Here is a 23,026-nt window from a genome sequence, read left to right on the forward strand (position 1 = left end):
CGGCGCGGCGGGCCGGGACGGGAACGGCGGGCGCCGGGGCGGACCAGCAACGGCGGGCGACGAACGGCGTACGACCGACAGCAGGCGGCGGGACGCGAACCGCAGACGCCGGACAGGGGCGGGACACGAACCGCGGACGCCGGACAGGAGACTGTGGGCGGCAAGCGGCGGGCGACCGGCAACGAACGACGAACGACGAACGACGGACGACGGACGACGGACGACGGACGACGGACGACGGACGACGAACAGCGAACAGCGAACAGCGAACAGTCAGCCCAGGGACTGCCAGAGCACGACGTCGTCGCGGTAGTCGTCCTCGCCGGCCCGGATCGCGTCGGGGACCCGGCCGACCTCCTTGTAACCGCAGGACTCGTAGAACCGCTCCAGGCCCATGCCGCCGCGGCAGGTGAGGCGCAGCCCCCGGATGCCGTCCATGCCCCGCGCCGCCTGCTCGACGGCGGCGAGCAGCTCACGGCCGTACCCCTTGCCCTGGTGCGAGGGGTGCACCATCACCGTGTAGACCGACGCCCAGTGCCGCATCAGACGGTGCGAGTTGAAGCCGATGAACGCGGTGGCGGCGACACGCCCGTCCTCGTCGCGGCCGACCAGCAGCCGCATCCGGTCCTCGGCCATCGCGACCAGGTGCCGTACCAGTTCGGGGCGGACGTCCTCCGGGGTCACCGGGGGCAGGAAGCCCACGGCGCCGCCGGCGTTGGTGACGTCGGTCCACAGGTCGCAGACGCTGTCGCGCAGGGCGGGCGTGACGGCGGGGTCGAGGTCGAACGTGAGCATGGTTCCGAGCGTAGCGGGCCCCGTCGCGGCGCTATCCCAGGGCCTCCGCGGCCACCCGCAGGTCCGCGACCAGGCCGCGGTACACCGCCTCGCGGTCCCGGGCGCGGAGTGCCGCGGACGGGTGGACGGTGGCGACCAGCGCGTCCGGCCCGGCCGCGCCCTCCCCGCGCGTGCCCGGTTCGTTCCGCTCCCGCGCCCTCTCCCCGCCGAGGCCCGGGAACGGCAGCAGCTGACCGCGCTGCCTGCTCACCCGGAACGACGGGCCCAGCAGCGCCTTGCCCGCCGTGGCGCCCAGGGCCACGATCAGCTCCGGCTTCACGAGCGCCAGCTCGGCGGCCAGCCACGGCCGGCAGGCGGTCATCTCGCGCAGGCTCGGCGGCTTGTGGATGCGCCGCTTGCCGCGCTCCGGGGTCTGCTCGTACTTGAAGTGCTTCACGGCGTTGGTGACGTACGCCTCGCCCGGGTCGATGCCCGCTTCGGCGAGGGCCTTGTCGAGCAGCCGCCCGGCCGGGCCGACGAAGGGCTCGCCGCGCCGGTCCTCCTGGTCGCCGGGCTGCTCACCGACGAGGACCACGCGGGCGTCGGTGCTTCCGGCGCCGAAGACGGTCTGGGTCGCGGGCTCGTGCAGCGGGCAGCCGCGGCAGCCCGCCGCGGCCTCCCGCAGCTTCTTCAGCCCGGCACGGCTCGGTACGAAGGGCTCGGCGTCGTAGCGCGCCTCCGCCCCGGTGTCGGTGGGGCCCATGCCGCGCCGGGTACCCCGCGCGGCGGCCGTCACTCCCCGCGCGCGCACGGACCGGCTCGTGGACGCCCGCGCGGGCTCGTGCCCCGCTGCCGGCCCGCCCTCGGCCCCGGGGCACGGCCCCGTACGCCTGCCCCCCCCACGCCCGCCCCGGCCGGCCGGACCCGCGGTGCCCGCCCCTCGGTGCGGGCACCGCGCCGAGGGGCGGGTCAGACCCGCATCGCCTGCGGCGACTCGCGCCGGTCCGGGTCCGGGCCCGGGTACTCGTTGATGATCTCGTAGCGGGTGTTGCGCTCCACCGGGCGGAAGCCCGCGTCGCGGATCAGCTCCAGCAGGTCCTCACGGGTCAGCTTGTCGGGGGTGCCGAAGTTGTCCGCGTCGTGCGTGATCTTGTACTCGACGACCGAGCCGTCCATGTCGTCCGCGCCGTGCTGGAGCGCCAGCTGGGCGGTCTGCACGCCGTGCATCACCCAGAAGACCTTGACGTGCGGGACGTTGTCGAAGAGCAGCCGGGAGACGGCGAAAGTCTTCAGCGCCTCGGCGCCGGAGGCCATCGTCGTACGGGCCTGGAGCCGGTTGCGGACCTTGCCGTCCTGCATGTCGACGAAGTCGTGCTGATAGCGCAGCGGGATGAAGACCTGGAAGCCGCCGGTCTCGTCCTGGAGTTCGCGCAGCCGCAGCACGTGGTCCACGCGGTGCCGCCGCTCCTCGATGTGCCCGTAGAGCATGGTGCAGGGCGTCTTCAGGCCCTTCTCGTGGGCGAGGCGGTGGATCCGCGACCAGTCCTCCCAGTGGGTGGCGTGGTCGACGATGTGCTGCCGGACCTCCCAGTCGAAGATCTCCGCGCCGCCGCCGGTCAGCGACTCCAGACCGGCCTCGATCAGCTCGTCGAGGATGTCGGAGGCGTCCATCCCGGAGATGGTCTCGAAGTGGTGGATCTCGGTGGCGGTGAAGGCCTTGAGCGAGACCGTGTCCGGCAGGACCTCCTTGAGCGCGGAGAGCGAGCGCGGGTAGTAGCGCCAGGGCAGCGTGGGGTGCAGGCCGTTGACGATGTGCAGCTCGGTGAGCTTCTCGCCCTCCATCGCCTTGGCCAGGCGCACGGCCTCCTCGATGCGCATCGTGTAGGCGTCCTTCTCCCCCGGCTTGCGCTGGAAGGAGCAGTAGGCGCAGGACGCCGTGCACACGTTCGTCATGTTGAGGTGGCGGTTGATGTTGAAGTGGACGACGTCGCCGTTCTTCCGGGTCCGCACCTCGTGCGCCAGACCACCCAGCCAGGCCAGGTCGTCGCTCTCGTAGAGCGCGATGCCGTCCTCGCGGGTCAGCCGCTCCCCGGCGCGGACCTTCTGCTCCAGCTCACGCTTGAGCCCCACATCGAGACCAGACCCACTCATCCGGCAGCCTCCGCTCCGTCGTCGACAATCTCCGTCGAGCGTACGCCCCGGCGCGGACACCTCCGGCCGCCGGTCCGGCTGTGCGACGCGGGTCACTCCTCGGGCAGCTCCCCGACCCGGTCCTCCCACTTGGTGGAGAGCACGATCGTCGTACGGGTCCGGGAGACGCCCTTGGTGCCCGACAGCCGCCGGATGGTGCGCTCCAGGTCGTCCACGTCACCGGCGCGCACCTTGAGCATGTAGGAGTCGTCGCCCGCGATGAACCAGCAGTCCTCGATCTCCGCCAGGTCCCGCAGCCGCTCCGCCACCTCCTCGTGGTCGGTGGCGTCCGAGAGCGAGATGCCGATCAGCGCCGTGACCCCGAGGCCCAGCGAGGCGGCATCGACCGTCGCGCGGTAGCCGGTGATGACGCCCGCCGTCTCCAGGCGGTTGATCCGGTCGGTGACGCTCGGGCCGGAGAGACCGACGAGCCGTCCCAGCTCGGCGTATGAGGCCCGGCCGTTCTCCCGCAGAGCCTGGATGAGCTGCCTGTCCACCGCGTCCATATGCCTGAAGCCTTCCAATGTTTAGCCACATCGAGGTTTTACGTATAGAATCTAAGGCATACAGGCCTGATTGGCCTGTGATTCGCTTAAGTTTCTGGCGAATCCCTGCGAATCTTTCAGATGATCAAAGACGATCCCTCAGGAGTGAGCCCACCGTGTACACGATCGAGATGACGCTGGCCCAGATGCGCGAGCTTCAGGAGCTGGCGCACCGTTCGGGTGCCCACGTGCACCAGCCCGCCCCGCTCCGCGCCGCCCGCGCCCGCTCCCGGGGCGCCCACCGCCGCCCGAAGCGCTGACGCACGCGGCCGCTCCGGGCCCCGCGCCGCGCACCCGGGAAGCGCGGGCGCGTCAGGGGGCGTCCCGCGGATCACCGCGGCGGCCGCCGCCACCCAGCTCCCCCTCCCATCTGCGGTACAGCTTGTGCGGCACCCCCGCCGCGTCGAGCACTCTCCCCGCGACGAAGTCCACCAGATCCTGGATGTGCGTCGCGCCCGCGTAGAACGCGGGCGAGGCCGGCAGCACCACCGCGCCCGCCTCGTCCAGTGTCACCAGATGCCGCAGCGTCTGGCCGTTCAGCGGGGTCTCCCGTACGGACACCACCAGCGGACGGCGCTCCTTGAGCGTCACGCTCGCCGTCCGCTGGAGCAGGTCCTTCGACAGCCCCAGCGCCACCCCGGCCACGGACGCCGTGCTCGCCGGGACGATCAGCATGCCCCGTGTCGGATACGAGCCGGAGGACGGCCCCGCCGACAGGTCCCCGGCCGGCCAGTGCCGTACGTCGTCCAGGTTCGGCAGCCCCGACAGGGCCGCCTCGAAGAAGTCCGGGCTGCCGTCCGCGCCGCGCGCCAGCCAGCGGCGCAGGTCCTCCCGCCAGTGCGCGTCGCGGAAGGCGATCCCCGTCTCGTCCAGCAGCGTGAGCCGGGACGCCCGGCTGACCACCAGGTCGACGGCCTCGCCCGCGTGCAGCAGCCCGCGCAGCACGGCCGCCGCGTACGGCGTGCCGGACGCGCCCGAGACCCCGACGACCCAGGGCCGGCGCCCGTCCCTCCCCGCCCCGTACGGAGCGGCGGACGGGACCGGGGCCCCGGCCGCGGGCCGGGGTGCGGGCGGGGTCGCGGACGGCGCGTCTCCCGGGCCCGCCGGTGCGGCGGGCCGCGGTGCGGCGTGCTGGTCGGTGTGCGGCGGCTCCACGCTTCGAGCCTATCGGGAGCCCCCGGCAGGAACTGGATACGGTGCCCCGGACGTTCCCCCGTTGACGGCGGGAGTTGTCGCCGGAAGAGATTCGACGGGACAGGTCGACTGGTCGGGCGGTCCGGCAGGACAGTTCGACAGGATGGGGGCGCCATGTCGTACGGACCCACCGCGGGCCGGCCGCCGGGAACGGGGGCCGGACGGCCGCAGCGCACGCAGGCCGACCGCGCCCGGACGGCCGTCTGGCTGATCGCCGGCTGGGTGGCCCTGCTCTGGCTGCTGGAGGTGGCCGACGCCGCCACCGGGCACGCCCTCGACACGTACGGCGTCTCGCCGCGGGACTTCGGCGAGCTGCGCGACGTGGTGCCCGCGTCGTTCCTGCACTTCGGCTTCGACCATGTCGCGGCGAACACCGTGCCGCTGGCCCTGTTCGGCTTCCTCGCGGCGCTGCGCGGGATCCGCCGCTTCGTCGCCGTCGTCGCCGTGATCGTGGTGGTCGGCGGGCTCGGGGTGTGGCTGGTCGCGCCGGACGGTTCGGTGACGGCGGGCGCCTCGATCGTGGTCTTCGGCCTCTTCGGCCATCTGCTGGTCCGGGGCTTCGTCGACCGGCGGGTGACCGACATCATCGTCGGCCTGGTGATCGGCCTGCTCTACAGCTCGATCCTGTGGGGCGTGCTCCCGCAGGACGGCTCGATCAGCTGGCAGGGGCATCTGTTCGGGCTGATCGGCGGCGTGCTGGCGGCGTTCCTGTTCCGCCGCCGGGCCCTTCCGGGCGGCCGCAGGGACATGACCATCGACTGAGCCCGGGCACCCGCGGGCGGGCTTCGGGCCGGACTGCTGCCCGCCGCCCCCGTCTTCCCCGGCCCGGCTCCCGGCCCCTCCCCGCTCCCACGGCTCGCGGATCCCCGGCTCGCGGCTCTGTGCCGCCGCCGCCCGGACGCCCGTACGCCCGTACGCCGCCCGTACGCGGGCGGCGTACGGGGGGCACGGCCCCTACGCGAACGCCAGCCCGCGCACCACCAGGTCCAGCAGCGCGCAGCCGAACAGCGCGATGCCGATGAAGCCGTTGACCGTGAAGAACGCCCGGTTCAGCCGGGACAGGTCGTGCGGCCGCACGATCGAGTGCTCGTAGACGAACGCCACCGCGACGATCACCAGCCCCGCCCAGAAGAAGGCACCCGCGCCGGTCGCCGCCCCGTACCAGGCCAGCAGCCCCGTGGTGACGACGTGCGCGCCGCGCGCCCCGTACAGCGCCGCCGGGATGCCGTAGCGGGCCGGGACGGACTTGACGCCGTGCGCCCGGTCCGCGGCGACGTCCTGGCTGCCGAAGATCAGATCGAAGCCGCCGATCCACACCCCGACCGCCAGGCCGAGGACCACCGCGTCCCAGGACCACTCCCCGGTCACCGCGATCCAGGCGCCGACCGGGCCCATCGCCTGCGCCAGGCCCAGGATCGCGTGCGGGAAGTCCGTGAACCGCTTGCCGTACGGATAGACGACCATCGGGACCACCGCGACCGGCGCGAGCGCCAGGCACAGCGGGTTGAGCAGCGCCGCGGCGCCGAGGAAGACCACGAGCGCGACCAGCGCGCCGGTCCACGCCGAGCGCACACTGACCGCGCCGGTGACCAGCTCGCGGCCCGCGGTGCGCGGGTTCCGGGCGTCGATCTCGCGGTCGATGATCCGGTTGGCGGCCATCGCGAAGGTGCGCAGGCCCACCATGGCGACGGTGACGAGCAGCAGCTCCCACCAGTGCACGGAGCCGTCGTCCAGGAACATCGCGGTGAGCGAGGCGATATAGGCGAACGGCAGCGCGAAGACCGAGTGCTCGATCATCACCAGCCGCAGGAACGACTTCACCTTGCCGGGCCGGGCCGGCTCGGGCCCGCCGCCGGTCAGCTCCGGGCTCGTGGGTTCGGCGGTCACTTGAGCCCGTACTCCTTCCAGCGGCGGTCGACCTTCGCGGCCGTCTCCGGGTCCGACTCGACCATCCGCGGCCAGCCGCCGTCGCGCGTGTAGCCCTCCTCGGGCAGTTTGCGGGTGGCGTCGATGCCCGCCTTGCCGCCCCAGAACTGCTGGTACGAGGCGTGGTCGAGATGGTCGACCGGGCCCTCGACGACGGTCAGGTCGCGGGCGTAGTCGGTGTTGCCGAGCGCCCGCCAGGACACCTCGTGCAGATCGTGCACGTCGCAGTCCTTGTCGACCACGACGATCAGCTTGGTCAGCGACATCATGTGGGCGCCCCAGATGGCGTGCATGACCTTCTGGGCGTGCTTGGGGTAGCGCTTGTCGATGGAGACGATCGCGCAGTTGTGGAAGCCGCCCGACTCCGGCAGGTGGTAGTCGACGATGTCCGGCACGATGATCTTCAGCAGCGGCAGGAAGAACCGCTCGGTGGCCCGGCCCAGCGGCCCGTCCTCCGTCGGCGGGCGGCCGACGACGATCGACTGGAGCAGCGGGCGCCTGCGCATCGTGACGCAGTCGATGGTGAGCGCCGGGAAGTCCTCCTGCGGCGTGTAGAAGCCGGTGTGGTCGCCGAACGGCCCCTCCGGCAGCATCTTCCCCGGTTCCAGCCAGCCCTCGATGACGACCTCGGCCCGGGCGGGGACCTGGAGCGGCACGGTCTTGCAGTCGACCATCTCGACGCGCCGGCCCTGGAGGAAACCGGCGAAGAGGTATTCGTCGATGTCGCCGGGCAGCGGCGCGGTCGAGGCGTACGTCACGGCGGGCGGGCAGCCGAAGGCGATCGCGACCGGCAGCCGCTCGCCGCGCCGGGCGGCGACCTGGTAGTGGTTCCGGCTGTCCTTGTGGATCTGCCAGTGCATGCCGATGGTGCGCTTGTCGTGCCGCTGGAGGCGGTAGAGGCCCAGATTGCGGACGCCGCTCTCCGGGTCCTTCGTGTGGGTGAGGCCGAGGTTGAAGAACGAGCCGCCGTCCTCGGGCCAGGTGAACAGCGCGGGCAGCTGCGTGAGGTCGACGTCGTCCCCGGTGAGGACCACTTCCTGGACGGGCCCGTCCTTCACCTTCCTCGGCGGCACGTGCGCCACGCTGCCGAGCTTCCCGAACGCCTCCCGCATCCCGGTGAAGCCCTGCGGCAGCTCCGGCTTGAGCAGCCCGCCGATGCTGTCGCCGATGTCCGCGTACGACTTCAGCCCGAGCGCCTTCAGCAGCCGCCGGTCCGTCCCGTAGACGTTCATGGCCAGCGGCATCGACGAGCCCTTGACGTTCTCGAAGAGCAGCGCGGGACCGCCCGCCTTGTTGACCCGGTCGGTGATCTCGCCGACCTCCAGATACGGATCGACCTCGGCCTTGATGCGCTTGAGGTCGCCGTCGCGCTCCAGTGCCCGCAGCAGCGAGCGGAGATCCTCGTATGCCATGCCGCCCAGTATCCGCCACCCCGTACCCTGGAGCTGTCACCGGGGGCCGTCCCGGTGCTCGCCACCTTCCTTTGGGGGCCATCGCAGCCATGCTCAGGTATCTGCCGTTCCTGCTGGTCCTGGCGCTGTGGATCTACGCGTTCATCGACTGCCTCAACACGCCCGAGGAACAGGTCCGCAAGCTTCCCAAGCCGGCCTGGGTGCTGATCATCGTTCTCTTCGGGTACATGCTGTTCGGTTCGCTCGCCTGGATCCTCGCCGGACGCCCGCGCCGTGCCCCGGCCCTCGGCGGTGGCCGGCGCCCGTCCGCGGCCGGCGGCGGCTGGGTCGCCCCGGACGACAACCCGGACTTCCTGAAGTCGCTCGACGACGACAAGAAGGACAAGCGGAACGACGGCGGCCCGGACGATCCGCGCCAGGGCTGACGCGCCGCACGCCCCGCGCGCCCGCCCGGGCCTCCGCGCGCAGCCCCCACGGCCGTACAGCCGCACGACGCACAGCCGTACGACCGCACACCGGCACGACCGCACACCGGCACAGCCGCACACCGCACACCGCACGACGACGGCCGCCGCCCCTGGCACGGGGCGGCGGCCGTCGCGTGTCGTGCCCGCCCGGCAGGCGGGCGGGACCGGCTCAGACTCCGGCGTACGAGTGCTTGCCGGTGACGAAGATGTTGACGCCGTAGTAGTTGAAGAGGAAGCAGGCGAAGGCCAGCAGCGCGAGATACGCCGCCTTGCGGCCCTTCCAGCCCGCGGTGGCCCGGGCGTGCAGATAGGCGGCATACGCGACCCAGGTGATGAAGGACCAGACCTCCTTGGGGTCCCAGCCCCAATAGCGGCCCCAGGCGGCCTCGGCCCAGATGGCGCCCGCGATGATGGTGAAGGTCCACAGCGGGAAGACGACGGCGTTGACCCGGTACGCGAACTTGTCCAGGCTCGCCGCCGACGGCAGCCGCTCCATCACGGACGACGCGAAGGCACCGGGCTGCTTCCCCGACGGGTCGGCGAGCTTGCTCTCGTAGCGGTCCCGGAAGAGGTACAGCAGGGTGCCGACGGCGCCGAGGTAGAGCACACCGCCGGAGATGATCGCGCAGGATACGTGGATCCACAGCCAGTACGAGTCCAGCGCCGGGACGAGCTGGTCGCTCTCGGTGTAGAGCACGGAGACGGCCAGGCCCAGGTCCAGCAGCACGGTGGTGACCAGCGGCAGCCCCAGCCAGCGGACCGGCTTCCCGAGCACCAGCAGCGTCAGATAGGCACCGACGACGACCATGGAGAAGGTCGTCGAGAACTCGTACATGTTGCCCCAGGGGGCCCGCTCCACGGACAGCGCGCGGGCGAGCACCCCGCCCGCGTGCACCAGCCAGGCCAGCACCGTCAGCGAGACGGCGATCCGGCCGTACAGGTCGCCGCCCTCGTCACCGCCCGCCGCGCCCGGCCCGTCCGGGACGTCACGGCTGCCGGCCGCGCTGCGGGTGACGACCTTGGGGCGCTCCAGGACGGCGGTGCCGCCCTTGCCGCCCGCCGTCCCCGCGGCCGGCGCCGCCGGAGCCCCGGCCTTCCCGGTGCCGGTGCCGGAGCCGGTGAGCGCGGCCGCCGTACGGGCGACCTTGCTCCGGCTGCCCAGCACCCACTCGGCCATGTGGGCGAGGAAGGCGAGGGTGTAGACCGCCATCGCCGAATAGATCAGGACATTGCTGATGTTCGCCATGTTCTCGTTGGCTGCGGCAGCGAGGTTCACGCGCGCGCTCCTTCGACAGGATCACCGGGATCGTCGTCTTCGTGATCTTCTTCGTGATCTTCTTCTGCGGTCGCGGGCGCGGCCGCCTGCAAGGCTACGGCCAGATCGGCCAGCTCCTCGGGGAGCCTGGGGGACTCGCTGCGGCCGAGCCCGGCCATCTCGACCACGCTCCCGCCGCCCTCCGCGGGTGTGGCACGGACCCACACCCGGCGGCGCTGGATGAACAGCGAGGCCGCCAGGCCCAGCAGCGCCGCGGCGGCGCCGCCCAGCGCCCAGCCCTTGCCCGGCTGGCTGGAGACCTGGAAGGTGGCCCACTGCTCGACCCCGTCCAGGGTGATGGAGCCCGCGCCGTCGGGCAGCTTCGCGGTCTCACCGGGGCGCAGGAACTTCCGGAAGAGGTCGCCGTCCTCCTTGAACTGCTTCATCTTCCGGGTGTCGAGCTGGTAGATGTTCTGCGGGATCCCGGAGTCGATGCCGAGGCTGCCGTGGAAGGCGTTGACGGACAGCACCGGGTAGTCCAGCGCGGGGAAGGTGGAGTGCGGGCCGCGGGTCTCGTCGAGCGCGAAGGTCGGCAGGAACAGCCCCTGGAAGCCGAGCTGGGTCTTCTCGCCGTTCTTGTCCCGGGCGTCGGGGACCTTCACGACGCCGACCGAGGTGAAGTTGCCGTCGCCCTGCGGGAGGAACGCCACCGGGCCCCGGAAGGCGACGTCGCCCTGGCCGTCCTTGACGGTGACGACCGGCGCGTAGCCGTGGCCGACCAGGTAGACCTTGTTGCCCGCCACCTCCAGCGGGTGGTTGACCTCGACGGTGTCCTTCTTCTCCGGGCCGTCGGCGCCCTCCCAGTACGAGATGTGGGCGCGGAAGGTGCGCGGCGTGCCCTTCTGCGGGCCGGTCCGCTCGTAGGACGCGTCGAAGCCGTGCAGCCGGAAGCCGAACGGCGCGAGGTTGTCGTTGTCGAAGAGCGAGCCGGACTTGAAGTCGTCGTACTGCGTGAGCGTGTTGGCGAAGCCGTCACCCTGGATGATCAGCTTGCCGCCCTCGGCCTTCCACAGGCTGCCGGCGGCGAACGCCAGCAGCATCACGATCAGCGCGATGTGGAAGACGAGGTTGCCGGCCTCGCGCAGATAGCCCTTCTCGGCGGCCACCGCGTTCCCGGCCCGGCGTGAGCGGAAGCGGCGCTTCCGTACGGTCCGCAGCGCGGCGTCGAGCACGTCGTCCGGGTCCGTGTCGGTGCGCCACGTGGTGTACGCGGGCAGCCGGGTCAGCCGGCCGGGGGCGCCCGGCGGGCGGCCGCGGAGCTGCCCCGCGAACTGCCAGGTGCGCGGCACGATGCAGCCGATGAGCGAGACGAACAGCAGGATGTAGATCGCCGAGAACCACACCGAGCTGTAGACGTCGAACATCCCGAGCTTGTCGTAGACCGGCGCGAGGACGTCGTGCTCCTCCTTGAACGTCTCGACCTTCATCGGGTCCACGCCGGTCTGCGGGATCAGCGAGCCCGGAATGGCGCCGAGCGACAGCAGGAAGAGCAGGATCAGCGCGACCCGCATCGAGGTCAGCTGCCGCCAGAACCAGCGGGCCCAGCCGATCACGCCGAGGCCCGGCAGCGGCGCCTTCTCGTCGGGCGCGGTGGACAGTTGCGAGCCCGCGGCGCCGAGCCCGGCGTCGTCGGACCGCTCCGCGGCGGCGGCCTCCCCCGTCCCGGCCCCTGTGCCGGTGCCGGGATCGGTGCCGGCATCGCCCGCGGCGGCGGCTGCGTTCTTCGTCTCGGTCTCGGCCATGGTTCAGATTCCCGGGGTGAAGGTGGACGACCAGACCTGGAGGTCTGCGATCATGCGGTCCCAGACCCCCGTGACGAGCAGCACGCCGACGGCGACCAGCATCAGCCCGCCGGCCCGCATCACCCAGACATGGTGCCGCTTGACCCACGCGAACGCGCCGAGCGCGCGCCGGAAGGCGACGGCGGCCAGGATGAACGGCAGGCCGAGGCCGACGCAGTACGCGACGGTGAGCAGCGCCCCGCGCCCGGCGCTCGCCTCGTTGAAGGCCAGGGTGTTGACGGCCGCGAGCGTCGGCCCGATGCAGGGGGTCCAGCCGATGCCGAAGAGCACGCCGAGCAGCGGCGCCCCGGCCAGGCCCATCGCGGGCCTGGAGTGGAACCGGAACTCCCGCTGGGTGAAGCCGCCGAGCACGCCCATGAAGGCGAGGCCCAGCAGGATGGTCAGCGCGCCCAGGACCTTGGTGATGGTCTCCCGGTAGCTGTCGAGGGTGAGCCCGAAGTTCCCGAAGAGGGTGCCGTAGGAGACGAAGACGGCGCTGAAGCCGAGCACGAACAGCGAGGCGCCCAGGGCCATCCTGCCCCGGCGGGCCTCGGCCAGATCGGTGCCGCTGACGCCGGTGACGTAGCTCAGGTAGCCGGGCACGAGCGGGAGGACGCACGGGGAGAAGAAGGAGACCAGGCCGCCGAGGACGGCGACGGGCAGGGCGAGCAGCAGTGCCCCGGTGAGCACGGTCTCGTTGACTCCCGTGTCTGCGGCGAGCGTGATCAATCCGATCACTTCTCCGCGATCAGCGGTTCGAGCGTCTCGCGCAGCTCGTCCTCACCCAGCGGTTTCAGCGCGCGGGCCGCGATCTTCCCGTCCCTGTCGACGATCACGGTGGACGGGATGGCCTTGGGGTTGAGGCTGCCCTTGGGGAAGCGGAGCATCAGCTTGCCGACCGGGTCGTAGAGACTCGGATACGGGACCTCGAACTCCTTCTCGAACTGCTTGGCGGGGGCGATGTTCGGGTCCCGCGCGTTGATGCCGAGGAAGCTCACGCCCTCGTCCTCGGTGTCGTTCGCGACCTTGACCAGATGCGGCATCTCGGCACGGCAGGGCGCGCACCAGGAGCCCCAGACGTTGATGACGACGACCTTGCCCCTGAGGTCGGCCAGGTCGGCGTGCTTGCCGTCGACGGTCTCCCCGGCCAGTTCCGGGGCGGCCGTCCGGCTGCCCTTCTTCGCGACGTCGATGCCGCCGGTGCCCGGCACGAAGCCGGTGTTCGCCGAGGCGCCGTCCGCCGCGCCGCCGTCACCGCAGCCGGACAGGACGAGCGCGGCGGCAGCGGCACCGGCCGCCAGGGCGGTGCGGCGTCGTGACATGCGGCGGGGCGTCCGGCCTCGGGGGGTGTGGCTGGCACTCATGTGAAAAGTTTCGCATGCCCGATTCGGGGATCTTCCGCGCCCCCCTGGGAGGGCGCGCGCCCCCTCGCCGGCCCCGTCCGGGCGGGGCGCCGGGCCCGCCCGGACGGGCTCCGCACGCGGCGAGCCCGCCCCGGTCCGCGCAGGTCACACGCGGCGGGGCGGGCTCACCGCCGGGCACCGGTCCGGCACCCGGCCCGGGTCAGGAGGTGGCGAACTTCCAGATGGCGGGCTCGGCGTCGTCGTTGGCGGTCCAGTGGACCTGGAGCTCCTTCGCGCCCACCGGGATCATGTACGTCTCGCAGAGGACGTAGCTCTCGCCCTTCTTCCAGTTCTCGATCTCGTTCTTGTCGTCGCAGCCCTGGGCGTCGTCCGACGCCCCGATGAGGATGGTGCCGCGCTGGCCGTCGGCGTGGATCTCGACGTCGTCGTTGACGCTCGGGTAGTCGGGGACGACCCCGCCGTCCTTGAGCGTGTACTCCAGGTGCGCCACGACCGGGACCAGGCCCTCGGCCTTCTTCGGGTCGGACACCAGCTTCTTGGTGTCCTCCTCGGTGCCCACGTCGACCTTCTTGGCGACCGCGGTGTATGTGATCTTGCCGGCGTCCTCCTCGACGACGCCCTCCGCGCTCTCGCCGACGGCGAGCTCCTTGGGCTCTTCCTCCTGCGGCTTCGTGTCGGCCTTGCCGACGGCGTCGGCGGGCTTCTTGTCCGCGCTCGCGGAGTCGTCGGAGCCGCCGCAGGCGGTGAGCGCCAGAGCCAGCACCGCGACGGGCGCGGCAGCCCGCAGCCAAAGAGAGTTGCGCATGGACACGTCTGTCCCCCAGGGAATGGTGATCGGACACCGGCCGGAACCGGCCGGTGCGCGGGACACCATATGTGTTCGCCCGACCACAGCGCGCAGCAGCCCCCGCCAAGCCCGGAACGTACCCGGACACCCCGTGACCCTCCGGCCGATACCGGTGGCCGGACGGGCGGGCTCCGGTGTGGGCGGGGCTCACACCCGGCCCGTACGCCGTGATCCCAACTGCCACAGCCCGTCACCACCGCAAGGCAAGATCGCTCCGCCTTGCACAAGGCGGGGCGTCCGCGACTGCACGCTCCCTACTGCAATGCTGCCCCCAAGCCGCAATGCCGGCCAAGCCGCAATGCCGGCCTCAAGCTGCGATGCCGGCCTCGGGCTGGAGTGCGGGGCCGAGCAGCAGGCCCCCGTCCAGGACGAATTCCGCGCCCGTGGCGAAGGACGCCTCCTGCGAGGTGATGAAGAGCAACAGGCGGGTGACCTCAGAGGGTTCGGCGAGGCGGGGGATGGCGAAGGGATCGGGCGAGTAGAAGTCGGCGATGGCCGGCCGGCCGGCGACGGTGGGTTCGTTGACCAGCGGTGTGGAGACGACGCCGGGGTGGATGGAGTTGACCCGGATGTTGTCCCGCCCCAGCTCCAGCGCGGCCGTCCTGGTCAGCCCGCGCACGGCCCACTTGCTGGCGGTGTAGGGGGCGTAGAAGGCCGTGCCGCCGTGAGCCATGGTCGAGGCGATGTTGACGATGCTTCCGCCACCGCCCCTGCGCATCGACGGAGCCACGGCCCGGATGCCGAGGAACTGGCCGGTGACGTTGGCGCTGAAGGTGCGCTCCCAGGTGCTGAGTTCGGTGTGTTCGATGAGGGCCGCCGGGTTCTGGACGCCCGCGTTGTTCACCAGGATGGCGATCGGCCCGAAGCGGTCTTCGACTTCCCGCACCACCGCCGCCCAGTCGTCCTCACCGGCGACGTCCAGGTGGACGGACAGAGCCCGATGACCGAGCCGAGCAGCGAGATCGCGGCCGGCGTCGTCGTCGCGGCCGGCAATGACGACGTTCGCCCCCTCGGCGTGGTAGCCCTTCACATGACTGCTGCCCATGCCCCCGCTGCCGCCCGTGACGATGACGGTCCGGCCCTCAAAGCGTCCCATGATGCTTCCCTCCGGGCTTCCATTAGTGGTGAGCCGAGTGACTCACCTCCCCTCCCAGAGTAAGAACGGGACCAGGGGTGAGTCAAGTGACTCACCTCGCAGCGAGAGGCATACTGGAGGGCATGACGGCACAGCCATCGGAATACCACCGGCGCGTGGCAGCGCAGAAGCGGACGTCCATCATCGAGGCAGCGACGAAGCTGTTCCTCGACTCCGGCTACGACGGCACCTCGCTGGCCCGCATCGCCGAGGCGGCCGGAGTGTCGAGGGCGACGCTGTTCAAGCAGTTCACCACCAAGGCGGCCCTGTTCGAGGCGATCGTCACCGAATACTGGAGGGTCGACGACGAGGAGGCGCCCCTCCCCGAGCCGGGGAACCTCCGCGCGGGGCTCGAGACCATCGGACGCCGATACGCGGCGCTGCTCACCCAGCCCGGCATGGCCGCCCTCTTCCGCATCGTCATCGCCGAGGTGCCACGCTTCCCCGAACTCGGCGAGGCCCAGTTCGCGCTCGGCAAGATGCCCTACTTCGAATCGGTCCGCCGCTACCTGGAAGCGGAAAACGCCGCCGGCACAGCCCGGCTGGACGACGCGGAGACGGCGGCGACCCAGTTCCTCGGGATGATCTCCAACTACGTGTTCTGGCCGCGGATGCTGCTCGCACGCTGGGAGCCCGACGACACCGCCGTCACCAACGCGGTCGACCAAGCGGTGCTGACCATGCTCGCCCGATACGGCACGCCGGGGACCCACGGCGCCTGAGACACCAGGCCCCACCGCTCTGCGCAACCACCCGACCCCTCCCGCACAGGCAGGCCCTCGACCCCGTCGGGTACACAATCGCACACACAAGCGCCGGAGCCCTCGGAGCTGCCGCCTTCGCGATGGAGGCGCGCCCGACATCCCGCCGCCCCGCAGTGACCGAAGCCGGCCCCGCAGTGACCGAAGCCAAGGGCCGACTGCGGGACAGCCCTCAGGCGCCGAACCCCTTGGCGCCCTTCACCGGCTTCGCGCCCGCGAGCAGATGCGCCGGTACGAGATCCCGCGCGGGCTCGCTGTAGCCGACCGACACGATCCGGTCGCCCTGGAAGGTGAAGCTGGTGAGGCTCGCCAGCGTGCACTGCCGCCTGCGCGGGTCGTGCCAGAGCCTGCGCCCCTCGACGGAGCTGCGCATGATCCAGATGGGCAGCTGGTGGCTGACGGCCACGGCCTCGTGCCCGCGCGCCGCGTCCCGGGCCGCGCCCAGCGCTGCCGTCATCCGCGCGACCTGCTCGGCGTACGGCTCACCCCAGGACGGGCGGAACGGGTTGGTCAGGTGCCGCCAGTTCCCCGGCCGGCGCAGCGCGCCGTCGCCGACGCCGAAGGTCTTGCCCTCGAAGACGTTGGCGGCCTCGATCAGCCGCTCGTCGGTGGCGGTGTCCAGCGAGTGCGCCTTGGCTACGGGCTCCGCCGTCTCCTGCGCGCGCTCCAGCGGGGAGGCGACGACATGGGTGATGTCGCGGCCCGCGAGATGCTCGGCGACCCGTTCGGCCATCTGCCGTCCGAGCGCGGAGAGGTGGTAGCCCTGGCGGCGCCCGTAGAGGACGCCGTCGGGGTTGTGGACCTCCCCGTGCCGCATCAGATGGACCACGGTCACATCGCTGCCGCTGTCGCCGCCGGCCGGAGCGCTGCCGCCCATACCGCTTCCGTCACCTCTTCCGCTGCCGTCCGCCGGGCCGTCCCCGGCGTCGCCGCCCTCTTCCGTACCCGTACCTCTCATCATGCCGTGGCGTCCGGGGGCGTCGCCCGGGCCGCGGCGCGGGCCGCCGCGGGCAGGGCCTCGGCGATGCGCTCCACCGCCGCCGCGTCGTGCGCCGTGGACACGAACCAGGACTCGAACGCGGACGGCGGGAGGTGCACGCCCTGCTCCAGCATGGAGTGGAAGAAGGCGGTGAAACGGTACGCCTGCTGGCTCCTCGCCCGGTCGTAGTCCGTGACGGCGTCCTCGGTGAAGAACACCGAGAACATGCTGCCCGCGTTCTGCACCCGGTGCGGGACGCCCTGCCCGGCCAGCGCCTCGCCGACCAGGCCGCGCACCTGCTCGGACACCGCGTCGACGGTCTCGTACGCGGCGTCGTCCAGCAGCCGCAGCTGCGCGAGGCCGGCGGCGGTCGCGACCGGATTGCCGGAGAGGGTGCCGGCCTGGTAGACGGGCCCGGCGGGGGCGAGGGCGGCCATCACGTCGGCCCGGCCGCCGAAGGCCGCGGCCGGGAAGCCGCCGCCCATGACCTTGCCGAAGGTCATCAGGTCGGGGCGGACGCCGTCGAGGCCGTACCAGCCCGCCCGGGAGACCCGGAAGCCGGTCATGACCTCGTCGGAGATGTAGAGCGCGCCGTTGTCCCGGCAGAGGCCGGCCAGCCCCTGGTTGAAGCCGGGCAGCGGCGGTACGACGCCCATGTTGCCGGGGGACGCCTCGGTGATCACGCAGGCGATCTCACCGGGGTTCGCGGCGAACGCCTCCCGCACGGCCTCCAGGTCGTTGTACGGCAGCACGATCGTGTCGCCCGCCTGCGCGCCCGTGACGCCCGGGGTGTCCGGCAGCCCGAAGGTGGCCACGCCCGATCCGGCGGCGGCCAGCAGCGCGTCCACGTGACCGTGGTAGCAGCCGGCGAACTTGATCACCTTGGCGCGGCCGGTGTACCCGCGTGCCAGCCGGATCGCCGACATGGTGGCCTCGGTCCCGGAGGACACCAGGCGCACCTGCTCGACGGGCTCGACGCGGGCCACGATCTCCTCGGCCAGCGCGACCTCGCCCTCCCCGGGGGTGCCGAAGGAGGTGCCGCGGGCGAGGGCGTCCTGCGCGGCCCGGGTGACGTCGGGGTGCGCGTGGCCCAGGATCATCGGACCCCAGGAGCAGATGAGGTCGACGTACTCCCGGCCGTCGGCGTCGGTGAGCCAGGGGCCCCGGCCGGACACCATGAAGCGCGGCGTACCGCCCACGGCCCTGAAGGCGCGCACCGGAGAATTCACACCGCCGGGTGTCACGGCGGCGGCACGGTCGTAGAGCTTCTGCGAGACTGGGGCATCGTACGAGTAAGTCACGCCAGCCATGGTCTCAGAGCCTGAGCCGATCCTGCGTCCGGGCGTTTCGTCCGGCTCTCCGTGGGGAGGTCTTTGGGACGATGATCGGGTTGCGCGGCGATGGCCGCGAGTGGTCGGGTGGAGAATATGCATCGCGGTGGCGGACTGGGTGAGGGGACCGACGACCTGGATCCCGAGCGGGCCGGCGCGCGACGTGCCGCGCGCAGGGGGAAAGGCCGGCACCGCGGCGAGCGTGAGCCCGAAACACCGATGAGGGGGAGCAGGAGTGGGCACGTGGGGGTGACCTACAAGTACTTCGGGGCACCCGACGGAGCCACCGCCGCGAGGGTCCCGATCTCCATGCGCCCGGAAGAACTCGGTGGCGACGAGCTGGGCATGGGCGGCATGTTCACCAAGATCAAGCCGGAGACGATGGCCGCGATGGTCCTCACCGGCATCGAGGGCATCCCGCTGCACAAGGTGCCGCCGCTGGAGCTGGTCGTCCTCCACCCCGACTACGCCGTGGTCAAGCTCCCGATGACGGTCGTCGACCCGCTGCGGGGCATCGGCGAGGAGTCGGTGGGCGCGGCGGCCTTCATCTGGTCCACGGTCCCGGACCGCGGCGGCCCGCGCGACGCGTTCAACATCTACCAACTGCTGCACGAGTGGCAGGACTTCAGCGAGCGCCTGCATCACGCGGGGCACCAGCCGTACTGCCTGGTGTGGCCCTGAGCTGAGGGCTCGTGGGTTCGGGCGGGGTCTTCGGGCCTCGCCCTTTTCCGTGCCGGAGAGCCGGAGAGCCGCAGAGGGGCCGCCGGGCGGCCGGGGCGCGGTATGGGGGCACATCCAGCCACCCCGGCCCTCACCGGTCCCGGCCACCGTCGGCTTGCGCCCGCCCGCGCGGGCGGCGCCCGGCCGACCACGCGCCCGTCCCCGCCCAGCCGCCCCGGCGGTGAGCCGTACCGACGAGCAAGCAGTTCAGCAATCAGTACAGCATTTCCTGAATTCAGGACATGCTGTACTGTCAAGCGGGTGCTGACCGTTGCTCCTGACATCGAGGTACTGGCCCGGTTCGGCCGCGCGCTCGCCGACCCGATCCGCTGCCGCATCCTGCTCACCTTGCGCGAGGCTCCCGCCTACCCGGCCGAACTCGCCGACGCTCTCGGGATTTCCCGTACGCGGTTGTCGAACCACCTGGCGTGCCTGCGCGACTGCGGCCTGGTCGTCACCGTGCCCGACGGACGCCGCACCCGCTACGAACTCGCCGACGAACGCCTCGGTCACGCCCTGGACGACCTGCGCACCGCCGTGGTGGCCGTCGACACCGACCGCACCTGTGCGGACGCCGACACGAAGCGGTGCTGCTGATGACCGCCGAGATGTCGATATCCCCGGGGCCGTCCCCGGCCCGCCGTGAAGCGCTCGCCCAGCGCATACGCCTGCTGGTCACCGTCACGATCGCCTACAACGCGATCGAGGCGGTCGTCGCGGTCTTCGCGGGCACGATCGCCTCTTCCACCGCCCTGGTCGGCTTCGGCCTCGACTCGGTCATCGAGGTCTCCTCCGCCGCCGCAGTCGCCTGGCAGTTCTCCGCCCGCGAGCACACCGGTCGCGAGGCCCGGGAGAAGACCGCCCTGCGGATCATCGCGGTCTCGTTCTTCGTCCTCGCCGCCTACGTCACCTTCGATGCCGTACGCGCCCTGACCGGCACAGGCGAAGCCGAGCGCTCCGTCCCCGGCATCGTCATCGCCGCACTCTCCCTGGTGATCATGCCCTTCCTGTCCGCCGCCCAGCGCAAGGCCGGACGGGAACTCGGCTCCGCCTCAGCGGTCGCCGACTCCAAGCAGACGCTCCTGTGCACGTACCTGTCCGCCGTGCTCCTGGTCGGCCTGGTCCTCAACGCCGCTCTCGGCTGGTCCTGGGCCGATCCGGTCGCGGCCCTGGTCATCGCCGGCATCGCCGTCAAGGAAGGCCGCGACGCCTGGCAGGGCAAAGGCTGCTGCGCGCCACCGGCCACCACCGCGGCCCCGTCCACCGGCAGCGGGGCGGAAGGCTGCGGCTGCCACCGCGGCTGTGACTGCTGCAACTGAGGTCCGGCGGTCCGGTCTTCGGACGGGAAGGCGAACCGGTCTCGGGCCCGCTTACGGTGCCGGGCCGGTCAGCCGGCCGGCTCCGCCTCGCCCCGGGCGACGAGGCGGGCCCCGCCCGCGTCCTCCGTGACGCGCCGGCTCCGCCTCACCTCGTGCAGCTGCGCGATCACCTCCCGGCGGTCGGCGCCCGCGGACACCTGGGGCGCGTCGACGAACGCCGAGTGCTCCCCGTCCTCCAGGTCGGCGCTCAGCGGCGGGGCCCCTTCGGGTTGCGTTGCCACGGTGGAGATTTCCCCCCGGTCGTCGTACACGACGAAAAGACGCATCGTTCCCGGCCTTTCGCACACGTCATTACTCGCAACCGTCAGTCGATGACTGCGAGGGTGATGAAGTAATCGGACAGGGGATCCGGGCCGCGATTGCGCATGTGGACCCGGTAGTAGTAATTGCCGTCGGGCTTCAGCAGAGTCCGGCTCTCCTCCACCGCGATGACATGGGTGACCGAAGGATTTCCGTGGAAGGTGTACGGGGTTGCCAGGACGGCCGTATCACGGAACGGATGCGGGCCCCATCCCTTGACGAACGCCCCGCCGGGCGGGACGGCGTTCCTGACGACCGCGTAGTCCCAGGATTCGACAGTGGCCATATCCAGCGCCTCCGCTTCTTCCCCCTGCTGAGCACGGGGTTCGAAATGGGATCGCGCGACACAACCAATGTCTCACGGCATCGCAGGACTTGCAGCCGGAAGCGTGCGGCGTGCGCCGGTCACGGCGCGACGCCTGATTTCTCCACGGCGTCCGGCATATCGAGGCCAGGCAGGCATTCCCTCGGCCGGGCCGCGGGCGGCTCGGTCACACCCCGTTCCGCGCCCCGTCCCGTTCCGCGGTCCCCAGGATGTGGGTGCCGGACGGCGAGGGGAGGCTTGTTCCGGGGAAGGCGAACCGGTCGGCGCCGGTGACGGTGAACCCGGCCGCGGTGACGGCGGCCAAGGTGTCGCGGCCGGTGTGGCAGCCGCCCATCAGCAGCGGCCAGACCGTCGCGTCCAGCGCCCGCTGCACCCGTCGCATCCCCGGCGACTCGGCTCGTACGTGCTCGAAGAAGCGCAGCTGCCCGCCCGGCCGCAGCACCCGGTGCAGTTCGGCGAGCGCGGCTTCCTGGTCCGCCACGGAGCACAGGGTCAGACAGGCGACGGCCGCGTCGAACGACGCGTCACCGGCCGGCAGTCGCTCGGCCCGCCCGTCCGCCACCTCCACGGGTACGGCGGCCGTACGGGCCCGCCGCCCGGCCGCCGCGCGCAGCCGCGGCTCCGGTTCCACCGCGAGCAGCCTGGTCACCCCGGCCGGGTAGTACGGGAAGTTCAGCCCGTTGCCCGCGCCGATCTCGACGACCTCGCCGGACAGGCCGGCCAGCAGCCGCCCGCGGTGCCGCGCGATCCCTGCCCGGTCCAGGGCGGGGCCGGCGACCTTCGCGTAGTAGCGGGCGAAGACGGGGTGTCGCTTCGTCTGTCGGCGCATGGCCGGTCACCGTACTCCTCCGGACGGCCCTCCCGCAGCGGCCGTGACCGGTGCCCGGCTCCCGCCACACCGGCCCCCGTCACACCGAGCCCTGTCATCACGCCGGGCGGTCGGCCCGGGCCTCCCGCGTCAGCGGCTCCGCCGCCGCCAGCACCTTCTCGCTGAGCGGTGCGGGGGCCAGCGTCGCCGGGTCGAGGTTGACCTGGGTGCGGGTGCCCTCGGCGTGCACCACGGCACCGTCGCCCGACAGCAGCTTGAAGCCGTACGTGTAGCCGGTGCGGCCGACCCGTTCGAGCCAGAAGCGCACGGCCACCATGCCCGGCTCCATCACGGGGAAGTGGTACGTCAGTTCAAGCGCCCGCACGACCTGCACGGAATCCTCGAACGCGGACCGCGTCGGGTCGTGATGCCAGCCCTGCTCCCGCCAGTACGCGGTGAACGCGTGCTCCAGCAGCAGCGGATAACGGGAGTTGTGCACCACCCCGGTGGGATCCAGATCCTCGAAGTGGACCTCAACCATCCGGGTGACGCCGGGAAGGGAACCGATGGACGGCACTTCGTGCTGGACATCGGGCATGGCCATGGTGGAACCCACTTCGTCGGTCCGGAGGGTGACGCGCGCCGGGCGGCCGCGGGTACGCCCGGCGGTGCGTCCTTCATTCGGAGTACGTCCGTCATTCATGGATAGGCGAGCGCTTCACGCGGGCCAAGAGCCGCGGGGGCAGGGCCGGTTCCCCTTTGGCCGAGCCCCGGCGTGAACCACCGCCGGACGCCGGGGAACCGGTTCCGCCCGCCGTACGGGACGTACGGGACGTACGGGGTCAGCGCGCCCGCCGCCGGACCCGGACCGCCTGCCCCGGCCGCACCGCCCGCTCTGCCTGCGGCGCCGGCCCCGGCTGCACCGACGGCGGCCCGGGCACGGACAGCTCCGCCCAGACCGTCTTCCCCGGCGGCCTTCGCGGCCCGACGCCCCAGCGGTCGGCCAGCGCGTCCACCAGCAGCAGCCCCCGCCCCGACTCCCCGTCCGGACCGGGGTCCGCGGGCACGGGGCCCGGACCTTCCGCGGACGCGTCGGAGACCTCCACGCGGATCACCCGCGCCCGCGCCTCGTATCCGATCCGGAGCCGGAAGTCCCGTCCGTCCGGCCGCCCGTCCACCCGCCCGTGCCGTACGGCGTTGGCGGCCAGCTCCCCGACCAGCAGCGCCACCGTGCACGACGTGTCCGACTCCGGCGCGAACCCCCAGCCGTCCAGCCGCCGCACCGCGAACCGCCGCGCGAGCCGCGCCCCGCGCGGCGACGCGTCGAACCGCGCGCCGCTCCCCCGGCCCGCGCCCGCGTCCGCGTCCGCCGCCACCTCTCCTTCCCCTTCCTCCCGCTGCGGTTCGCCGCCGCCCGGCGTGGTCGTTGTCTTCAGCACGGTGCCGTCCATCCAGTACGTCGATCCTCCGCAC

27 protein-coding genes are annotated in these 23,026 nt (G+C 72.1%); 7 read left to right on the plus strand and 20 right to left on the minus strand.

Going from position 1 to position 23,026, the window contains the following annotated elements; translation table 11 throughout:
• Positions 1–273 precede the first annotated feature (273 nt).
• From GCU69_RS03630 to GCU69_RS03645, 4 genes are all read right to left on the minus strand, one after another.
• Complete coding sequence (locus GCU69_RS03630) at positions 274–795, minus strand: GNAT family N-acetyltransferase (protein WP_156205115.1); 522 nt, start codon at positions 793–795, stop codon at positions 274–276.
• 31 nt (positions 796–826) lie between these two features.
• Positions 827–1,537, minus strand: coding sequence for a UdgX family uracil-DNA binding protein (locus tag GCU69_RS03635; protein WP_098753335.1), 711 nt, complete (start codon positions 1,535–1,537; stop codon positions 827–829).
• A gap of 206 nt (positions 1,538–1,743) precedes the next feature.
• Complete coding sequence (gene mqnE, locus GCU69_RS03640; protein ID WP_098753334.1) at positions 1,744–2,925, minus strand: aminofutalosine synthase MqnE; 1,182 nt, start codon at positions 2,923–2,925, stop codon at positions 1,744–1,746.
• 92 nt (positions 2,926–3,017) lie between these two features.
• Complete coding sequence (locus GCU69_RS03645) at positions 3,018–3,470, minus strand: Lrp/AsnC family transcriptional regulator (RefSeq protein ID WP_098753333.1); 453 nt, start codon at positions 3,468–3,470, stop codon at positions 3,018–3,020.
• Positions 3,471–3,625: 155 nt separating this feature from the next.
• On the opposite strand from GCU69_RS03645, the gene GCU69_RS32495 reads away from it, so the two are divergent.
• Positions 3,626–3,769, plus strand: coding sequence for a hypothetical protein (locus tag GCU69_RS32495; RefSeq protein ID WP_170315771.1), 144 nt, complete (start codon positions 3,626–3,628; stop codon positions 3,767–3,769).
• A gap of 52 nt (positions 3,770–3,821) precedes the next feature.
• Here GCU69_RS32495 and GCU69_RS03650 read toward each other — a convergent pair whose 3' ends face one another.
• On the minus strand, positions 3,822–4,664 hold the full coding sequence (locus tag GCU69_RS03650; protein WP_235978193.1) for a UbiX family flavin prenyltransferase: 843 nt from the start codon (positions 4,662–4,664) through the stop codon (positions 3,822–3,824).
• A gap of 153 nt (positions 4,665–4,817) precedes the next feature.
• On the opposite strand from GCU69_RS03650, the gene GCU69_RS03655 reads away from it, so the two are divergent.
• The gene (locus GCU69_RS03655) at positions 4,818–5,465 is read left to right on the plus strand and encodes a rhomboid family intramembrane serine protease (RefSeq protein WP_098753332.1); all 648 of its coding nucleotides are present in this window, start codon (positions 4,818–4,820) and stop codon (positions 5,463–5,465) included.
• A 192-nt stretch (positions 5,466–5,657) separates the two neighbouring features.
• Here GCU69_RS03655 and mqnP read toward each other — a convergent pair whose 3' ends face one another.
• Together mqnP and GCU69_RS03665 are read right to left on the minus strand one after the other, a co-directional pair.
• On the minus strand, positions 5,658–6,590 hold the full coding sequence (gene mqnP, locus GCU69_RS03660) for a menaquinone biosynthesis prenyltransferase MqnP (protein WP_098753328.1): 933 nt from the start codon (positions 6,588–6,590) through the stop codon (positions 5,658–5,660).
• Positions 6,587–8,041 (minus strand): menaquinone biosynthesis decarboxylase, encoded by a 1,455-nt coding sequence (locus GCU69_RS03665; RefSeq protein WP_098753327.1) that lies wholly within the window; start codon positions 8,039–8,041, stop codon positions 6,587–6,589. Before GCU69_RS03665 ends, mqnP begins: the two co-directional genes overlap by 4 nt.
• Before the next feature lie 89 nt (positions 8,042–8,130).
• Here GCU69_RS03665 and GCU69_RS03670 point away from each other — a divergent pair, with 89 nt between their 5' ends.
• Positions 8,131–8,466: a PLDc N-terminal domain-containing protein gene (locus GCU69_RS03670; protein ID WP_156205116.1), complete on the plus strand. Its 336-nt coding sequence runs from the start codon at positions 8,131–8,133 to the stop codon at positions 8,464–8,466.
• Positions 8,467–8,677: 211 nt separating this feature from the next.
• Here GCU69_RS03670 and ccsB read toward each other — a convergent pair whose 3' ends face one another.
• The 6 genes from ccsB to GCU69_RS03700 all read right to left on the minus strand — a co-directional run bounded on the left by ccsB (position 8,678) and on the right by GCU69_RS03700 (position 14,911).
• Entirely contained in the window at positions 8,678–9,784 is a 1,107-nt protein-coding gene (ccsB, locus tag GCU69_RS03675) for a c-type cytochrome biogenesis protein CcsB (RefSeq protein WP_098753325.1), read from the minus strand.
• The gene (resB, locus tag GCU69_RS03680; protein ID WP_156205117.1) at positions 9,781–11,565 is read right to left on the minus strand and encodes a cytochrome c biogenesis protein ResB; all 1,785 of its coding nucleotides are present in this window, start codon (positions 11,563–11,565) and stop codon (positions 9,781–9,783) included. The genes ccsB and resB overlap by 4 nt, the downstream gene beginning before the upstream one ends.
• A gap of 3 nt (positions 11,566–11,568) precedes the next feature.
• Positions 11,569–12,333: a cytochrome c biogenesis CcdA family protein gene (locus GCU69_RS03685; RefSeq protein ID WP_408055756.1), complete on the minus strand. Its 765-nt coding sequence runs from the start codon at positions 12,331–12,333 to the stop codon at positions 11,569–11,571.
• A gap of 5 nt (positions 12,334–12,338) precedes the next feature.
• A complete protein-coding gene (locus tag GCU69_RS03690) occupies positions 12,339–12,968 on the minus strand; it encodes a TlpA family protein disulfide reductase (RefSeq protein ID WP_098753322.1) in 630 nt (209 codons plus the stop codon).
• A gap of 199 nt (positions 12,969–13,167) precedes the next feature.
• A complete protein-coding gene (locus GCU69_RS03695) occupies positions 13,168–13,773 on the minus strand; it encodes a hypothetical protein (protein WP_098753321.1) in 606 nt (201 codons plus the stop codon).
• A 349-nt stretch (positions 13,774–14,122) separates the two neighbouring features.
• The gene (locus GCU69_RS03700) at positions 14,123–14,911 is read right to left on the minus strand and encodes an SDR family oxidoreductase (protein WP_098753320.1); all 789 of its coding nucleotides are present in this window, start codon (positions 14,909–14,911) and stop codon (positions 14,123–14,125) included.
• A 122-nt stretch (positions 14,912–15,033) separates the two neighbouring features.
• Here GCU69_RS03700 and GCU69_RS03705 point away from each other — a divergent pair, with 122 nt between their 5' ends.
• Positions 15,034–15,672: a TetR/AcrR family transcriptional regulator gene (locus tag GCU69_RS03705; protein WP_098753319.1), complete on the plus strand. Its 639-nt coding sequence runs from the start codon at positions 15,034–15,036 to the stop codon at positions 15,670–15,672.
• Between the two features lie 211 nt (positions 15,673–15,883).
• Here GCU69_RS03705 and GCU69_RS03710 read toward each other — a convergent pair whose 3' ends face one another.
• Together GCU69_RS03710 and hemL are read right to left on the minus strand one after the other, a co-directional pair.
• Positions 15,884–16,588, minus strand: coding sequence for a histidine phosphatase family protein (locus GCU69_RS03710; RefSeq protein WP_098753318.1), 705 nt, complete (start codon positions 16,586–16,588; stop codon positions 15,884–15,886).
• An 80-nt stretch (positions 16,589–16,668) separates the two neighbouring features.
• A complete protein-coding gene (hemL, locus tag GCU69_RS03715; protein ID WP_098753317.1) occupies positions 16,669–18,000 on the minus strand; it encodes a glutamate-1-semialdehyde 2,1-aminomutase in 1,332 nt (443 codons plus the stop codon).
• A gap of 240 nt (positions 18,001–18,240) precedes the next feature.
• Here hemL and GCU69_RS03720 point away from each other — a divergent pair, with 240 nt between their 5' ends.
• From GCU69_RS03720 to GCU69_RS03730, 3 genes are all read left to right on the plus strand, one after another.
• The gene (locus tag GCU69_RS03720; protein ID WP_408055755.1) at positions 18,241–18,702 is read left to right on the plus strand and encodes a hypothetical protein; all 462 of its coding nucleotides are present in this window, start codon (positions 18,241–18,243) and stop codon (positions 18,700–18,702) included.
• Positions 18,703–19,002: 300 nt separating this feature from the next.
• Entirely contained in the window at positions 19,003–19,338 is a 336-nt protein-coding gene (locus GCU69_RS03725; protein ID WP_156205118.1) for an ArsR/SmtB family transcription factor, read from the plus strand.
• Positions 19,338–20,060, plus strand: a complete 723-nt coding sequence (locus tag GCU69_RS03730; protein WP_156205119.1) for a cation diffusion facilitator family transporter — start codon at positions 19,338–19,340, stop codon at positions 20,058–20,060. The genes GCU69_RS03725 and GCU69_RS03730 overlap by 1 nt, the downstream gene beginning before the upstream one ends.
• Positions 20,061–20,128: 68 nt before the next feature.
• Here the strand turns inward: GCU69_RS03730 and GCU69_RS03735 are convergent, their stop codons facing one another.
• The 5 genes from GCU69_RS03735 to GCU69_RS03755 all read right to left on the minus strand — a co-directional run bounded on the left by GCU69_RS03735 (position 20,129) and on the right by GCU69_RS03755 (position 23,004).
• Positions 20,129–20,341, minus strand: coding sequence for a hypothetical protein (locus GCU69_RS03735; RefSeq protein ID WP_143671182.1), 213 nt, complete (start codon positions 20,339–20,341; stop codon positions 20,129–20,131).
• An 83-nt stretch (positions 20,342–20,424) separates the two neighbouring features.
• Positions 20,425–20,706 (minus strand): hypothetical protein, encoded by a 282-nt coding sequence (locus GCU69_RS03740; RefSeq protein ID WP_098753313.1) that lies wholly within the window; start codon positions 20,704–20,706, stop codon positions 20,425–20,427.
• 205 nt (positions 20,707–20,911) lie between these two features.
• Positions 20,912–21,574, minus strand: coding sequence for a class I SAM-dependent methyltransferase (locus GCU69_RS03745; RefSeq protein WP_098753312.1), 663 nt, complete (start codon positions 21,572–21,574; stop codon positions 20,912–20,914).
• Between the two features lie 97 nt (positions 21,575–21,671).
• Complete coding sequence (locus GCU69_RS03750; RefSeq protein WP_235978195.1) at positions 21,672–22,157, minus strand: acyl-CoA thioesterase; 486 nt, start codon at positions 22,155–22,157, stop codon at positions 21,672–21,674.
• Between the two features lie 238 nt (positions 22,158–22,395).
• Positions 22,396–23,004 (minus strand): ATP-binding protein, encoded by a 609-nt coding sequence (locus GCU69_RS03755; protein WP_176604516.1) that lies wholly within the window; start codon positions 23,002–23,004, stop codon positions 22,396–22,398.
• Positions 23,005–23,026: the final 22 nt, after the last annotated feature.

Source organism: Streptomyces lycii (assembly GCF_009735685.1).
Taxonomy (GTDB): Bacteria; Actinomycetota; Actinomycetes; order Streptomycetales; family Streptomycetaceae; genus Streptomyces; species Streptomyces lycii.